The sequence below is a fragment of the Limosilactobacillus sp. DJ3M12 genome (assembly GCF_947381695.1).
Classification (GTDB): domain Bacteria; phylum Bacillota; class Bacilli; order Lactobacillales; family Lactobacillaceae; genus Limosilactobacillus; species Limosilactobacillus kinnaridis.
This window is the reverse complement of record NZ_CANCWY010000001.1, coordinates 78,032-94,302: the sequence shown is the minus strand read 5'-3', so window position 1 is coordinate 94,302 and position 16,271 is coordinate 78,032. Positions and strand designations below refer to the sequence as shown.

At 35.8% G+C, this 16,271-nt stretch carries 19 protein-coding genes; 3 read left to right on the top strand and 16 right to left on the bottom strand.

From position 1 onward, the window contains the following. Positions 1-2: 2 nt before the first annotated feature. The 8 genes from QOS06_RS00480 to QOS06_RS00445 form a co-directional block, all read right to left on the bottom strand. Positions 3-410, bottom strand: a complete 408-nt coding sequence (locus QOS06_RS00480; RefSeq protein ID WP_283595281.1) for a hypothetical protein — start codon at positions 408-410, stop codon at positions 3-5. 14 nt (positions 411-424) lie between these two features. Continuing rightward, positions 425-784 carry a head-tail adaptor protein gene (locus QOS06_RS00475; RefSeq protein WP_283595280.1) on the bottom strand — a complete coding sequence of 120 codons (360 nt, stop codon included), beginning with the start codon at positions 782-784 and terminating at the stop codon, positions 425-427. 636 nt (positions 785-1,420) lie between these two features. Beyond that, positions 1,421-2,812, bottom strand: a complete 1,392-nt coding sequence (locus tag QOS06_RS00470) for a DNA primase family protein (protein WP_283595279.1) — start codon at positions 2,810-2,812, stop codon at positions 1,421-1,423. Between the two features lie 25 nt (positions 2,813-2,837). After that, a complete protein-coding gene (locus QOS06_RS00465; RefSeq protein WP_003668224.1) occupies positions 2,838-3,338 on the bottom strand; it encodes a hypothetical protein in 501 nt (166 codons plus the stop codon). Positions 3,339-3,355: 17 nt separating this feature from the next. Beyond that, on the bottom strand, positions 3,356-3,628 hold the full coding sequence (locus QOS06_RS00460; protein WP_168240260.1) for a hypothetical protein: 273 nt from the start codon (positions 3,626-3,628) through the stop codon (positions 3,356-3,358). Between the two features lie 119 nt (positions 3,629-3,747). Further along, entirely contained in the window at positions 3,748-4,068 is a 321-nt protein-coding gene (locus QOS06_RS00455; RefSeq protein ID WP_003668227.1) for a hypothetical protein, read from the bottom strand. A gap of 13 nt (positions 4,069-4,081) precedes the next feature. Then, positions 4,082-4,210 carry a hypothetical protein gene (locus QOS06_RS00450; protein WP_263862111.1) on the bottom strand — a complete coding sequence of 43 codons (129 nt, stop codon included), beginning with the start codon at positions 4,208-4,210 and terminating at the stop codon, positions 4,082-4,084. A 69-nt stretch (positions 4,211-4,279) separates the two neighbouring features. Next, entirely contained in the window at positions 4,280-4,549 is a 270-nt protein-coding gene (locus tag QOS06_RS00445) for a helix-turn-helix domain-containing protein (RefSeq protein WP_283595276.1), read from the bottom strand. A 142-nt stretch (positions 4,550-4,691) separates the two neighbouring features. On the opposite strand from QOS06_RS00445, the gene QOS06_RS00440 reads away from it, so the two are divergent. Together QOS06_RS00440 and QOS06_RS00435 are read left to right on the top strand one after the other, a co-directional pair. Next, positions 4,692-5,357 carry a helix-turn-helix domain-containing protein gene (locus QOS06_RS00440; RefSeq protein ID WP_283595274.1) on the top strand — a complete coding sequence of 222 codons (666 nt, stop codon included), beginning with the start codon at positions 4,692-4,694 and terminating at the stop codon, positions 5,355-5,357. A gap of 62 nt (positions 5,358-5,419) precedes the next feature. After that, complete coding sequence (locus QOS06_RS00435) at positions 5,420-6,538, top strand: site-specific integrase (protein ID WP_283595273.1); 1,119 nt, start codon at positions 5,420-5,422, stop codon at positions 6,536-6,538. A 230-nt stretch (positions 6,539-6,768) separates the two neighbouring features. Here the strand turns inward: QOS06_RS00435 and QOS06_RS00430 are convergent, their stop codons facing one another. From QOS06_RS00430 to uvrC, 7 genes are all read right to left on the bottom strand, one after another. Next, positions 6,769-7,383, bottom strand: a complete 615-nt coding sequence (locus QOS06_RS00430) for a DUF308 domain-containing protein (protein ID WP_085678228.1) — start codon at positions 7,381-7,383, stop codon at positions 6,769-6,771. Between the two features lie 110 nt (positions 7,384-7,493). Then, on the bottom strand, positions 7,494-8,012 hold the full coding sequence (locus tag QOS06_RS00425; RefSeq protein WP_003671181.1) for an adenine phosphoribosyltransferase: 519 nt from the start codon (positions 8,010-8,012) through the stop codon (positions 7,494-7,496). Positions 8,013-8,028: 16 nt separating this feature from the next. Continuing rightward, positions 8,029-10,356, bottom strand: coding sequence for a single-stranded-DNA-specific exonuclease RecJ (gene recJ, locus QOS06_RS00420; protein WP_085678225.1), 2,328 nt, complete (start codon positions 10,354-10,356; stop codon positions 8,029-8,031). Between the two features lie 132 nt (positions 10,357-10,488). Then, a complete protein-coding gene (locus QOS06_RS00415) occupies positions 10,489-11,322 on the bottom strand; it encodes an SDR family NAD(P)-dependent oxidoreductase (protein WP_085678222.1) in 834 nt (277 codons plus the stop codon). 16 nt (positions 11,323-11,338) lie between these two features. Then, a complete protein-coding gene (rnz, locus tag QOS06_RS00410; protein WP_003671185.1) occupies positions 11,339-12,268 on the bottom strand; it encodes a ribonuclease Z in 930 nt (309 codons plus the stop codon). Between the two features lie 32 nt (positions 12,269-12,300). After that, entirely contained in the window at positions 12,301-13,617 is a 1,317-nt protein-coding gene (gene obgE / locus QOS06_RS00405; protein WP_085649723.1) for a GTPase ObgE, read from the bottom strand. 64 nt (positions 13,618-13,681) lie between these two features. Then, complete coding sequence (uvrC, locus tag QOS06_RS00400) at positions 13,682-15,493, bottom strand: excinuclease ABC subunit UvrC (RefSeq protein ID WP_003671189.1); 1,812 nt, start codon at positions 15,491-15,493, stop codon at positions 13,682-13,684. 143 nt (positions 15,494-15,636) lie between these two features. On the opposite strand from uvrC, the gene QOS06_RS00395 reads away from it, so the two are divergent. After that, positions 15,637-15,774: an SPJ_0845 family protein gene (locus QOS06_RS00395; protein ID WP_162859759.1), complete on the top strand. Its 138-nt coding sequence runs from the start codon at positions 15,637-15,639 to the stop codon at positions 15,772-15,774. Between the two features lie 197 nt (positions 15,775-15,971). Here the strand turns inward: QOS06_RS00395 and QOS06_RS00390 are convergent, their stop codons facing one another. Next, positions 15,972-16,271 (bottom strand): nucleoside triphosphate pyrophosphohydrolase family protein, encoded by a 300-nt coding sequence (locus QOS06_RS00390; RefSeq protein ID WP_003674350.1) that lies wholly within the window; start codon positions 16,269-16,271, stop codon positions 15,972-15,974.

Sequence of the window (16,271 nt, the reverse complement as noted above, 5' to 3'; positions counted from 1 at the left end):
ACTTACAGATTAATAATCTCTATTACTTTACTCAATGCTTTTAGCTTGCTGATATTCCAGTCTTTAATATCATTAACCGTTCTTGTCATACAAGCTTCTAACTCTGGTAGATTAGCACTATAAGGATTACATTCACTTGCTGTATACCTTGCGATAATTAACCAATCTTTGCGACTTTCCTCTGCGTCCTTACATACTGCTACACGTGCAATGTCTCGGGCTAGTTCTGGGTTGTCTGGTAAACCTAAATCAATTGCTAGTGGTAATGGTCTTCCATCTGCTGAGACTAACCTTAAACTATAAAGCGTAGTATACATATGATAGTTAGAAGGATCTTCACAACTTACCTCAATCATTGTATTAATAAAGTCGTTATATTCTGGATGTGTGTTGACAGTTAATTTACTCATTCTCAACTCACCTCTTATTTATGACTATCAAGTTTACGTAAGGTTACAGTATCATAAGCCAGTAATTCATCATCAATTGACCAACCAGCAACTTTATAGATACTGCCATTGTATTGTGCTTCTGGATATTTCTTCATATCCGTTAAATCTTTCTTGTGACGAACTACCAATATAACATCATCGGTAATTGAACTACCTGCCTCACTAATAGCTTGACTAGCACTGATTGAATAGTTACCACAATGTACTGTCACATCTCCTACAAAACCTGTCATGATCTTACCAGTATTCGGGTTACGTTTCCCCGTACCACCTTCATGACCGAATGTGACCTTATGCTTTAATCGTGTAATTGCGTATTTATTACTTCGCATTTAATTATTCCTTTCTGCCTGTACTTGCAGATACAAGCAATAGTAGAACGTTTGCAGCCGTTCTAGTGAAATCTACTGTTACTTTATTTTTAACTCCTTAATAGGCTTTTCACCTATCCGGTGGTATGTGGTCACTGCCTCAAAATAAAAGTACGGGTAAAAAAGTGATACATTGATACATTTTGTCTATAAACGTTGATATTACAAGCTTTCATCATGTATCGGTTTATGTATCAGTTTTGCAGTATGTATCACTTTTGCACTTCATAACTTATCAATAAATGATACATATATTAAAAATGATACATAAAGTGATACATGAGCAAACGTTGATATAACAGCGCTTATAACTATTTTGTATCAATGTTGCAGTTTTAATCGTTAATTTTCATCTCTTCAATTGAAAATAGTTTTTACTTTTATCGGTTACCCCGTTTCAAGTACCCACAATCGCCTTTATATCAACATTTATATGGTAACCGATAGGATATAAAGGTAACCGATACATTGCAGTTACTTAATATAGTAACCCGAAACTATCGGTTACCTCAAAATGCTTTCGGTTACCTTTAAATAGCTTTATATCAAGCTTTATAAGAACTTCTGCAATGGTAACCGATAAATATAAAACTATAACTAATTTTGAAGAGCAATCCCTTTATAACCTTTAACATTTTTACCGTTAATCTTAACTGTAGTGTGTTTGTATCCTCGTGCTATTAGCTCTTTTGCAAACTTACGATTACTAAGACAAGGAACAGCAGTATTTTTACAATACTCTTTGTAATTATCATATAGATATACTGATTTTTCTTTATCTTTCTCATTTGTAGTACAGCAATCATTAATCCAATTACCGATATTGTCATTAGCATTTACCCAGCTTTGCTTTTGCTGTTCCATGTATTCAGTCACTGGAAACTTACCAGAATCAAGTGCTTTTTTATAAGATTTTAAGCATTCATAGGCAAATGCTGGCATTTCTCTTTTAAAGTCTTGCTCTTTGAATTGCTCTTTAAAATGTTTAATCTTATGGAACGTTACAATAATTGGTCGTCTTTTAAATCCGTCTGTAAAATCATTGAAGGCTGGTAAATCATTAGCGCTAAAAATTAATTTAGCTTCATTTTCAAGTTTAAATGGATCTTTATATTTAAATTGAGCTGTTGTAGCGTCGCCACCAGTTAATGTTTTAATAATATTAGTCTGTTCCATAAATTTGGGGCTTATATCAGCAAAAACATTAGCAGCTTTATGATACAGCTGAGAAGTAGCAAATTTAGCTTCTTTTTGGTCGGATAATGCTTCTAAAGAAACGTTTGAAACGTTAGGCTTCCCTATTAACTCCATTAGTTTATTTAGAAATGTAGATTTACCATCCCCACCCAACCCGTATAGAATCATATAAATTTGAAAGTCCTTAAAACTACCTGCTAAAGCAAAACCAATAAAGGCTTTTACTGTTTCAATTGCTGTTAGGTCATATTCATCTTGTAGTTTTCCAGTATCATCACGGATTTCTTTAGTTGAGGGTACTAATGATTGTTTTAACCATTTATTCCACGTTGTAGCTTTTCCTTTTGTTTCTAATTCATATGGTCTATTTTGTAAAAGATAGTTCTCTGGTGAATTATCTTCTAAAGTGTCCGTCATCAAGTTGTAAGTGTGTTTACCAAACACTGCTTTATAAGGTGCTGGTTGATCAAATGGATTGTCTTCTACAATTTCTTGTGAATCTAAGGCAATTAATTTAGAAACCGATGCTAATAAGTTCGTTCTCCATATTCCATGAGGTACAATTTCATTTTTGATTGATTTTTCAATGACTGAATCAGCGTAATTTTTCCATTGTCTACTTTTAGGATCGAACCAATAGCCGTGTTCTATAAATTGGTTGGATGTAAAGTGATACTTTTTTTCTAAATATTTAGCCAACTTAATTTCATCAACCAGTTTATTTCCTTTATCACTTACAGTTAACCATTCTGGAAAACTATTGTTATTTACTAAGTCATCAATATTAGCCATATTTTCCCTCTCTTTACATGGTAATTTAGCGTTTGTATTTAAGACTGATAATCTCTACTTCGCCTTTTGTTTTGATATATTCAAAGCTTTTCCCGTCTAAACTTGTTTCTTCGTATATATTGTCCCAATCGACTATTGATTGATCTTCGTTTTGACTAGCATTATTCCAATACTTAAAGAGTGGTGTACGGTGCAGTATCCGGTTAACTTGTTTAACGTCATCCCCTGTGTAGTAGAGAAGATAAAAACACATTGCACCAATAGCAGGTTTAACGCTATGATATTTATTTAGGTAGTAGGAAATTATTTCCTCATTATTTTTATAAAGAGCAATAAATTTTCTACTACTTTTACTACTAACAGCCCGTTCTATAACCTTGTAATCATCGTTATAGTATTCAAGTGCTTTTTGAAACTGTTTCTTTGCGTACTCATTAAGGGGATGTGACGTTGAATTAATAATTTTTTCCATCTTGTCACTATCTAATAAAGGGTTAACAGATAGTTTTTCTTCAAAACTTAACACTATTAATCACACCCCATCTATTGCAATTGATCATGAATTTGATCTAACTTATCCAGCAAAATATTAGATAGTGCTAATAATGCTTTTTTACGTGATATTACTGTTTGCGCAACCATTGACATCTGTTCATCACTCATTGCTGCATAATTGTCTACTCGTATAATTGGAGCAACAACATCATTTATCTGATCATACAGCGCTTGAGCTATTCCGGTTGTTTCTTCAATATTGGAATCTGCTTCCCATAACTGATTTTCAAACGCTAGTTCTTGGTTCTTATCTTTTTCCATTGTTTAAACCCTCCACTCATGTTAGAATGAAAGAGAATTAAATATTAGCAATTTGTCCAACATCCTCCGTAAAGATTGTTGGCTTTTTTATTAGCTAAATTTAATTCTCTAAGTTTTATTTAGTCGTTGTTAGTGTCTGAATTGGCGTTCTCACTATCAACGGCTTTTTTATTACCATCCATAAAGTCGTTTTCAAAATCAGTTAAAGTTTTATATTGAATTGCTAAATCTTTAATTTCTTTAGCGACCTTAATAATTTCATCTGCTGAGGAAATCGGATCATCTGCAATTATTTCTCCATTTTCTTTAGTGATAGTACCTTCAAAACAATCTTCAGTAATTGAATTTATATAACTGCCAGCTTTAACAATCCTGTCTTCTATATCAATAATTCTTTTACTTAATATTTCTTCTTCAAATTTTTTAGTGTATAAACTCATTTCTTATTACTCCTTAAAATAAGTTACTAATTGCAACAACAATACCCAGCAATGGTAAAAATGTTGCTAGATAAGCCCATAGGCGTTGATCTGGTGAAGTCCACCAGTAAGCTAAAATCTTACCATCAATTTTTTGTAACATATGTCTCACCTCCTCATTGATTAAACCATTTATTTCTCTACAATCACTTGCCAGCCAGCTGTGCGATTATTACTTAGAATTTTCTTTTACCCAACGGTCAACTTCTTCACGCTTGTATAAGTATTTACCGCCAACTTTTGTTGAAGGAAAATTTCTATTATTAATCCATCGATCAATAGTTGTTCGAGAAACACTTAGATAATCCGCAGTTTGGCCCTTGTTCATAAACTCTGGTTCGGTTTTAACAGTCTTAGCATCTTGCAAATTATTGTTCTCTAGCTTTTTAGCCACAGCTTCAGCTAACTGATCAATGAACTGATTTAAAATAGCTGTACTCATTATTATCACCTCTTTATTTCATACCGTAATTCAAATATATAACATAATGAAACATTATGCAACAACAAAATAAAATATATTGTGTTTTGTATTGTTATTTTCAGTTATGTATAATATATTAACTATACAAGGAGGAATTAATGTGAAAGAAATTTCGTCTGACCAGAAAATAGGTTCTAACATTGCGCTAATTCGTAAAGCTAAAAAGATGACTCAAAAAGACTTAGCAATAAAAATTGGAATATCACAACCAGCCTTGGGGAATTATGAACGTGGCCAGCGGGTTATACCTGCTTCGATTTTTTACAGTTTACCTCAAACATTAGATGTTCCTCTAGATTTTCTAGTCTATGGAATTCCCAACAATATTACCTTTCATGATTTAGCAACACTCGATTCCGTATCTCTCAAAAAGAAAGCTGCTCATATTGAAAATGATAGAAGTATTATTGAACGTGGGTTAGGGCGTGACGACATAAAAAGACATTTATTAGCTGCTGTTTTGCTTGATAATTATGATCATCTTGTGTACCCAGATGAATCTAGCAATGACAAAGAACATGAACAACTTAAAAAATTTGTTTGGAATACATTAGATGGATTGCTTACCGGCGTACCAATTACCAATGAAATGAATTTTAAACAAATTAATGAACAATTTGAATTACTTGCAAATACGTATTTAAGCCTAATTATTGACGAAGAGGCAAATCGCTATCCTGCTTTCCGCAAAGATTTACCACCCTTCAAAGAAAAACTTACACAGTTTTTAAATGATAACGGATATTTTAAAATTTTAAAAAAATAATTTTAAACCTTTCTCTACAATCTCTTGCCAGCCAGCTGTGCGATTGTAGGAGGAAAGTAAAAATGTCAGTATACAAAGATAAAAGAAATGGTACATGGTACGTTAAATACCGCATTAACGGTAAATCAACCAGTAAGCGAGGATTTAAATTAAAATCGGACGCTGTGGCGTGGGAACAGGAAAAAGCTGTGGAGCTTAAAAAATACGGTCAAATGGATAACCGTAATATGACCGTTGAAGAGCTATCCCAAAAATGGTTGCCAGTATATGAACAGACCGGGATAGAAAATTCTACTATTCATAAAACAAAACAAATCATTAAAAATCACATTCTACCCCGCATTGGAAACTATAAAGTTGCTGATCTTAGTATTGAGTTACTAACTGATGTTGCTGCCAAATGGAAAGAAGAGTTAGTAAAGAGTGACCCTTTTAACTATACTAAGCGAATGTTAGACTACGCAGTACAATTAAGAGCGATCCCAACTAATCCAATGAATTCTATAGTAAAGCCCCGTAAAAAACATGACAAAACATTTACTAACAATAATTTCTTTAATGAAAAGCAACTTCACAATTTTATCAAGTGTATAAAAAAAGACTACGAAGAAAAAAATCCTCGTGCTTTCATGGTTCTATGGTTAGCCCTTTTTACTGGCATGAGAAAACAAGAACTTCAAGCCTTGACGTGGCAAGATGTTAAATTTACAAAAAGCGGTGGAATAATCCATATTAATAAGGCTATTAAGAACGCAAAACATCCCTATCTTGGTAGCCCTAAAACCGCTAACTCTTATCGCTGGATTTCAATAGATAAAAAAACTGCTTCCTATCTAAAAAGATGGAAACAGCAACAGATAGATATTTTAACTAAACTAGGTTTTAACCCACACCAAAAAGAGCAATTGATTTTCTCTACCTACACTAAAAATAAAATTGTTTTAGGTGCAGAATTGGACAAGCCGTTAAATAAAGTAATTGTTAGAAATAATCTAAAGAAAGTTACATTCCATGGATTACGTCATACTCATGCTACACATTTGGCTTCTATTGGTACCCAGCCAAAATTAATAGCAGATAGATTAGGCGATACAATGGAAACTGTTCTTGAAGTTTATATTAATGCAGATACTGAACCAGAACAAGGAATCGCCGATAAGTTCGCCGATAGTTTAGTATAATGTTCTCAAAATGTTCTCAAATTTCAATTAAATATTTTTAAAACCCTTTAATATCAAGGATTATAGGAGAATTTTTCAAATTATTAGAAGTCCCCTTGTCTCCTTTATCTAAAGTTTTGCTGATATTCAATCGTTGTTAAAACGTTGATATATCAGCTTTTTTATTACACAAAAAAGGACACCTATTAAGTGCCCCAATCTGTCTTGAACTAATCTTAGGTTATTTAGTTTTATTGATTAGCAATATCGTATGTAGTTTTGCCATCTTTGGCCGTATACAACGCCTGACTAGAATCACTTGGATTCATAATACTAATTGAATATCCTTCACCTAATGCTTTTTCTACTTGCCCTGAATTGCTTTTAATCGACTTAGTTAAGTTAGGCCAGCCCATTTGTTCAGCCTGACTTGGATCTTGCGCTAAAGCTTTCAATGCTTCAACCGTATTATCATCAGTTGGCGTGATCTGGAATGTCTTACTATCTTCGTTATAATCAACTGAACCTAATTTTGAATAACCCTTTTGCATTTGACGCAAAACAGCCATTGTCTTACTTTCTTGTTGCGCTTCATTTGCACTTGAATTGCCAATCGCTAATCCATTTGAAAATGATGAAAAACTACTGGACCGCGCCACTTGTGAAGATGAAGTACTTTGGCTTGAGCTAGCAGAATTATTATGATGAAAATAAGGTAAATTAATCACACCATAAACAATTGCGATAATACTCAATACTACAATAATTGTCCCGCTTTTCCATTCGCGATACTGTTGCCATGAATTAGCAAGATAAAAACCACCCAAAATCAAAAATAAGGCTCCCATTATTACTAAGAAAATCATAAATTAACTGGCTCCTTTTTATCAACGTAATGTTATTGTCCCGCATTCATTTTATATATACAACTATAATTTAAAAAGAAAAAAGGCTAGTATCCCCAGCCTCCTCCTAATTAAAATTCCATTAATGCCTTCATATCGTAATCTTTAAGCTTATCGCGACCATGAAGATCTTTTAATTCGATTAAGAATGCACAGCCAACAACAATACCACCCATTTGTTCAACCATATCAATTGTTGCAGAGATTGTTCCACCTGTAGCTAAGAGATCATCCACAACAAGAACCCGTTGTCCCGGTTTAATTGCATCGGCTTCCATTTGCAAGGTAGCTGTTCCGTATTCTAAGTCATAAGATGCACTAATTGCTTTTCTTGGCAACTTACCCTTTTTACGTGCTGGAGCAAATCCAACACCCAGTTCGCGAGCAATAGGACACCCAACAATAAAACCTCGCGCTTCTGGTCCTACTACCATATCTACCTTTTTATCCTTAGCATAATCAACTAATTCGTCAGTAGCTTGCTTAAAGGCAGCCCCATCAGCCATTAATGGCAAAATATCTCGAAAGATAATACCCTTTTCTGGATAATCAGGAACACTAGCTACGTATTTATAAAGGTCTAAAGCCATGAGATAAATAGTCTCCTTATTCTAAATTTAAATATTTCAATAACCAGTTAGCAACCGTTGCAGCATCATTAAAAAGCAACTGTTGTTCAACTTTATATTGTGCTAATTGTTTTTGATAACGTTTAGTTTGCGTTAAATCAGTCTTATTAGTTGACTCATTAAACTTTAACACATCATCTTTTATTGTAACAAATCCTGCTTCAGAAAACACTTGAATCATTAGATTTAATCGATCCATATTAATCTTTAAATGATTGCTAACTGCTTTAGCTTGCATGGGCCATTTTAATTCTTTTTGCTTATAAATAAATCGATAAAGCTGTGCAAAATCATTCCGTGTTGGCAGTCCAGCTAAATAGGCACTTTTTCGCTGATACAGTAATAAGCGAATAGTTGCTGGTTCTTCTTCATCCTCTGCAAAAATCCGTTTTAGCATTTCTTCACTAGATGGGCAGTCAACCAGCGTTACTTGTTGACCAGAAAAATCAGTCTTAATTGCTTCTTCGATCGATAAAGTATAGCCAGGAGCCACATGGGGAGCAATATTTTCTCGCAATCTTGGCTCTCTTACAATGTAATAATCTGAAGAACTAAAAAGCTGAGGAGTTAGTTTATTCGTTCGTTCATCAATAATTACCGTTCCATTAATTTGGAGATCTTCTAACATCAGTTGGACACTTTTTTTACCACGCCACTCATTAAGACTAACTTTAACGGCTAAATTAATTTGTCCGGTTGGCGCGGATAATAGTGTTGCCAAATTTCCTTGACCAAAAGCAACGACTGTTAGATTTTTTTTATCACTTACAATCGAAAATTTTAAATGCTGGTGTTCCTGTCCCATTGTTTTGACATCGACAACTTTAACGTTATTTAATTCAAAAACCGGTTCCATATTTCCTGGACCAAATGGAGCAACCCGTTGAATATCGTTATATAACTGTTGGGTAACATCAGCTGGTACAAGTTTCATTGCGATTGGAAGAGGTTGCTTTACCGTTGGATCAAATTTTTGTTTGACTGCTTCTTCTTCCAAGGCTATTTGCAGAGGTACAATATTTTTCGAATCAAAAGAAAGACCACAAGCAGCAGGGTGCCCGCCAAATGTCGTAAATAGTTCACGATGAGCCTCCAAGGCATTGAACAGGTTAAAACTGTCAACGCTTCTACCAGATCCTTTTATTAAGGTCGGATTATTTTGATCAGTTGATGCGACAATTGTTGGCTTTCCAGTCTCATTCATAATCCGACTGGCAACAATTCCTAATACGCCTTGATGCCAACCTTTTCCAACAATTAATAAGGTCTTTTTCTGCTGGTTAGCTGAACTATTAGCTTGTTTTTCTGCCTCTTTCATAATATCAGCAACTAGGTTCTGACGTTCTTTATTCGCCTGATCTACCTCTTTAGCTAATTTTTGTGATTCATTCTCATCTAAACTCGTCAGTAATTTAACTCCATCATTAGCATCAGCAATTCGGCCAAGCGCATTTAGCCGTGGTGCAATTCCAAATCCAATATCCTGATCAGTTAGATTGTTAGCTTTAATATCAGCTAATTTCATTAAAGCCGCTAATCCTGGACGCATCTCCTGTCGTAATTGCTGAATGCCATAGGAAATTAACGCATGATTTTCGTCCGTAACGTTTACTACATCAGCTATTTCACCAATTGCAACTAAGTCCAGTTCTTCAACAGGAAACTCACCAGTTAAAGCCCAAGCCACCTTAAATGCAACACCAACGCCTGACAAATCAGGAAAAGGATAATTACTACCAGGATAACGAGGGTGAACGATCGCAACCGCATTAGGCAAGTCAGCAGGCAACTCATGGTGGTCAGTAATTACAACATCTACTCCTGCTGCTATTACCTTATCGATAACATTTTTTCCGCTAACGCCATTATCCACCGTAATAAAAAGCTGGGTACCATTATCAATAAGGCGTTGGTAAGCGTCCATGTTAGGCCCATATCCATCTGTAAACCGATTTGGGACATAATAATTAACATTGGCACCGATAGATAATAACGTTTCATACATTAAGGATGTGCTAGTAATTCCATCGGCATCATAATCACCATAAATAGTAATTTGTTCTTGCTTTTCAACTGCCTGCTCAATTCGCTCAACTGCTTTATCCATATCATGCAATAAGGTTGGATCATGGATCTCTTCTATCGATGGTTCAAAGAATTTTTTTGCTTGTTCGGTTGAATCGATTCCTTGCTGAGCTAATAAGGTTGCCAATATTCTAGAAATGCCTAACTCTTTTTCAAGATTATCAACAGTTGCTGAGGAAGCATTATCGGCAAGTTCCCACTTAAATTTTGCATCAATCATTTAAAATTAACCACCATTTCAACGCCAAAATTAAACAAGAGGCTGGGATAAACTCAGTCTCTTTTATTTTGCCCCTTTCATTTTTTGAAAAGACTATTAAATTCTGTAACCTCTCGAAAATAAGGGAGCATATTATAAGTTCTTCTTATCCTGTTGGAAATCAAAAAATTTTTTAATTGCCCAGTCACCTAAACCGGGAATAACTTGGTAAGCCCAGCCAAGACAAGCCACATATCCTGGAACATTAATTTCCCTCGTCTTATACCCAACATTATTCCAAATTCGTCGAGCTAAGTCTTCAGGAGAGATAAATATCCATTTTGGTAAGTGGGCCCGATACGTATAATTATTATCCGCTTTATCAAAGAAAGGTGTATCAATTGGGCCAGGATTAACTGTCAACACTTGGACACCATAATCAGCAACTTCCATTCGTAAAACGTTATCAAACTGGATTACCCCAGCCTTCGTTGCTGAATATACAGCGCTATTTGGTGTAGGTAATTTACCAGCTAATGAACCCATATTAATAATGGCCCCATACCCTTGATCCATCATTTGTTTAGCTACACACCGACTAATATACATTAAGGCTAAGAGGTTCGTATGTACCATTTTTTCCATTGAGCTGTAAGATTCCTTAACTACGGGAATAAAGTCACCAAGCCCAGCAGAATTAATTAATACATCGATTCCTCCTACTTCATGTTGAACCTTCGAAAGCACATCATCAATCTGATCAGGGTCGGTGACATCCAATTGATAAGCAAATGCTGGCCGACCAGATAAAATTAAACATTTCTTGGCTACCTCTTGCAACTTCTCAAGGTTACGAGAAACAACAACAACAATTGCACCACGACGAGCTGCCTCAAAAGCCAACTCTTTGCCGATTCCACTTGAACCACCAGTAATTAATACAACTTCATTTCGCAGAAAACGTAACGTCTTTACTCTTCTCAGCATTTTTTGCCATCTCTTTTCATTTTTTAAACGGAATATCAATCACATCAAAATCATTAACAACTCGAGTATCAGGAATAATATTACGAACTTGATATGCCAATTGATAGGCTGCTTTACCGGTGTATCGTGCTGAAATATGATTTAACAATAATTTTTTAACACCAGCTTTTTTTGCAATTTCAGCTGCTTGTTTGCTGGTTGAATGATAATAATTGTATGCCATCTTCGTCTCATCTTTAGCAAAAGTACTTTCATGCACTAATACATCCGCATTTTGTGCTAACAAAATTGCATTCTTTGTTTGTCTAGTATCGCCTAAAATTGCAATAATTCGTCCAGGTTGAGGAGTGCCAATAAAGTCATGACCATCTAATACGCGACCATCAGGAAGAGTAACCGTTTTTCCAGCTTTTAGTTGACCGTAAATTGGCCCAGATGGTACTTTTTGTTCTCGTAATTTTTCAACTTGTAATTCTCCTGGATGATCCGCTTCTTCAATCCGGTATCCAAAACAAGCAATTTTGTGATCCAACTTTCGTGCAATCACTCTAAAACCATGATCATTAAATAGTTCCCCGTCATCTGTTATTTCAACAAAATGCAAAGGATAACTGAGGCGTGACTCACTTACTTGCAAAGAAGTCTGAACATACCGCTTTATTCCTATTGGTCCATAGATCGTCAATGGTTCGGTTCCTCCTTGAAAAGAGCGGGAACTTAGTAAACCAGGTAAACCAAAGATATGATCACCATGCAAGTGAGTAATAAAGATTTTTTCTATCTTTCGTGGCCTAATTGTCGTATTGAGAATTTGATGTTGAGTAGCTTCTCCAACATCAAATAACCAAATTGCGTTTCGTTCTTCTAACAACCGCAATGCAACACTTGCTACATTACGTTGCTTACTTGGGGAACCAGCGCCTGTTCCTAAAAATTCAAGTTGCATTTATATTTTTCCTACCTTTGCTACGTATAATTTTATTGAATAAATTCAAAAACAAATTTTTCAATTCTTACAAGATCACCATCTTGTACACCTTTAGCTCTTAACGCGTCATCAACCCCCATATGGCGAAGTTGACGAGCAAAGCGTAATTGACTTTCTTCATGAGTTAAATCAGTCATCTTAAATAACCGAATAAGTTTTTCACCGCCCAATACCCAGGTGCCGTCTTCATCCTTGGTAATGGTAAAGTCCGTCTCATCCTTCTTGTCAGGAGCAGCAGCACGATATTCAGCGACCAATTCTTTATCATGACTCTCACTATCAAATGCGGGTGTCTTATCTAAGAGATCAGCCGTTAATTGCATTAATTGTTGGACACCTTGATGAGTAACCGCTGAAATAGGGAAAATCTCTGGCTGCTTTTCTAAAGTCTTATCTGCTGCCAAATCAGCTTTAAAAGCAGCTAAGTTATCGGCAGAATTTGGCAAATCCATCTTTGTCGCAACTACAATTTGTGGTCGCTTTAATAATTCAGGATCGTAATTAGCAAGTTCCTTATTAATTTGCCGGTAACGTTCAATTGCTTGATGAGGATCTTCACTACTCATATCCACTAGGTGAAGAAGAACGCGGGTACGTTCAATGTGCCGTAAGAACTTCAATCCAAGACCGATACCCTTCGATGCTCCTTCAATTAAACCAGGCATGTCAGCCATCGCAAAATCACGGCCATCTGGTAGCATTACCATTCCGAGATTAGGAGTTAATGTCGTAAATTCATATGCAGCAATTTTAGGCTTAGCACCGGTTACTACTGATAATAAAGTTGACTTTCCAACAGAAGGGAACCCAATTAATCCGACATCAGCAAGCATCTTTAATTCTAATTCTAAGTAATGGTCTTCTCCTGGTTCACCATTTTCAGCAATTTCAGGAGCAGGGTTTTTAGCACTAGCAAAGTGAATGTTGCCGCGACCACCACGGCCACCTTTAGCCACTACTAATTCTTGGTCTTTTTCAACAAGATCACCAATAATCTCGCCGGTATCAAGGTCCCTAACGGTAGTACCTTGGGGAACAGCAATAATTGTATCTTCTGCACTTGGACCAGTCATCTGTTTACTCATTCCATTACCACCGTTTTTAGCTTTAAAAATTCGATGATAACGGAAATCCATTAAAGTCCGTAATCCTTCATCAACTTTTAAAATGATGCTACCACCACGGCCACCATCACCACCAGCGGGGCCGCCGTTAGGAACATACTTTTCACGACGAAATGCTACCATTCCATCGCCACCCTTACCTGCATGTACTTCAATTTTTATTTGATCAACAAACATATTCATAATGATTGTCTCCGTTCTTTAGTCTATTATTTAGTATATTTAAAATTTACAAGCCTGTCAAAACTCAATCATGACTACTACCCTTAGCAACCTCAGCATTTTTCTGCAATGAAACCTTGATTAACTGGGCGGTAGGTCGATTAATTCCTAGTGAATGGATTTCATCAACTGAGGCTTGAGCAATTTTGGTAATTGATCCATATTTTTTAAGCAATTTTGTTCGAGTTCGGGGTCCCACTCCCTTAATTTCATCCAAACGCGAGCTTAACGAATGCTTGGTATGAACGCGCCGGTGGAAAGTAATTGCAAACCGGTGAACCTCATCTTGAATGCGTTGAACTAAGTAAAAGCCTTGGCTCCGTGGATTCAAATTAATATGGTGATCATCATCCCCGAACAATAAGTCAGCGGTTTGGTGTTTATCATTCTTTACCATCCCTACTACCGGAATATCGAGACCAAGCTCATTCTCTAAAACATCTTTAGCCGCATCCATCTGAATTTCGCCACCATCCATAAAGATCATATCCGGCATTGGCTTATTCTCTTTTAAAAGACGCGAATACCTCCGTCGAATAACTTCACGGGTACTGGCAGCTTCGTCAGCATGATTAATCACCGTTTTCAATTTATACTTCCGGTAAAAATTTTTAGCCGGTTCTCCATTAACAAATACAACCATTGCACTAACAGGATCAGCCCCCTGAATATGAGAATGATCAAACGCTTCAATCCGGTGACCTTCTGGAAGTCCAAGGGCATCCGTAATCTCTTTCATCGCACCGGTAGTCTTACTTTGGTCCATCTCAAGCAGTCGAAATTTTTCATCTAAAGACAACTGAGCATTTTCATGTGCCATTGCTAAGAGGTCCCGTTTTTCACCACGAACCGGTGTCCGAACTGGTACCCCTAATATTTCACTTATTTCTTTATTGGGAAGGCCCTTAGGAAGAAGAATTTCACGAGGCAAAATATTATTGCGACGATTATAAAACTGGAGAATAAAGCTAGTCATTTCTTCAACTGCCGTATCCACGATTGGAAATAGACGTTTTTCTCGTTTCATCAACCGCGCCTGCCGAATAAAGAAAATTTGAATAGAAAGCCATCCTTTATCCATATAGAAATTAAATAAATCACGAGGGGTTTTATCATTTGAAATAATCTTTTGTTTTTCAACTGTCACTTCAATATAGTGAAGCTGGTCTCGAATTTCAGCAGCTCGTTCAAACTCCATGTTTTCTGCTGCTAGTTGCATCTTTTTGGTTAACTGTCGCTTAACTGTCGCTGTATTTCCACTTAAAAATGACTTAATTTTTTTAATTTGCTCTTCATATTCGCTCTTAGGAACGTCTTTAAAACAAGCTCCTAAACATTGTCCCATATGGTAATACAAACACGGACGGCCTTGATACCCATTACATCGTCTTAATGGATAAACCTTTTGAATAAAATGCATCGTCTCCTCCGCAGCATAGACATTTGGATAAGGGCCAAAATAATATCCACCATCTTTTTTTATTTTACTAACGATCTTAATTTGAGGATCCCGCTCATTTGTTATTTTTATGTAGGGATAACCAGTTCCCTTTTTTAATTTGATATTGAAATAAGGTTGATGTTTTTGAATAAGCGTTATTTCAAGTAAGAACGACTCCTTATTAGTCGAAGTTACAATGGTTTCAAAGTCCGCAACTTCTGAAACCATTTTAGCTACTTTACCGGTGTGGCTACTCTTAAAGTAAGACCGAACCCGATTTTTTAAATTTTTAGCTTTACCAACATAAATTATCTGATCATTAATGTTTTTCATCAGGTAGCAACCTGGCTTGTCAGGTAACAATGCTAGTTTATGTTCTAAATGTTCACTGGCCATCGCAAAATCCCTCCGAAAAATTATCTAACAATATATTATATCTGAAAAATCATCATTAAGGCAAAGAAAGTGTTTAGAAATAATTGTACATTTAGCAAAATTTATGCTAGCATTTTGTCAAATATAAAAAAGGAGCTAAAAAAATGGGATTAGTTACTAGAAGAAGCGAACAGCTTGATAAATTATTTGATCAATTTGCGGTTGATCCTAAAAAACCAAAAGCAACTAAAAAAAATGACGATAAAAAAGAAAAAGATAGCAAGGATAAAGAAAAGAAATAATGCAAAGGAGGCTGGGAGAAAACTTTTGTTTTCTCCCAGCCTCCACTACTTTTATGAACAATAGTAACGTGGAACTAACTTCGCGTCGCCACAAGGCTCGAGTCTAAGTACGAACGATAATCAGCCCGTGCCGTGCTAATCATCGCCCTAGCTTAGCCAACTGCTTTGTCGAGAAGGCTATTTTCCACTCTCTATTTTTAATCTTGCTTTTTAAAACCAGTCGGATAGCGCTGATTTAATTCCTCAATATTTGCTTTGGCAACCTCTTCAAATGGAATATCGGCCCATTCTGCAATTTGAGATAAATACCATAAGACATCACCCATTTCGTGGATTAGTTCCTTACGATCTAATTTTCGACTACGAAAAGTATAGTTTTTTACTAAATCAACGACTTGTCCTGACTCACCAGCTAATCCTAATGCACAATTTGTTAAAACTTGTTCATTCCCATATAAGGTTCGTTTTGCTGCATTTTGGTATTCATTAAAATCCAA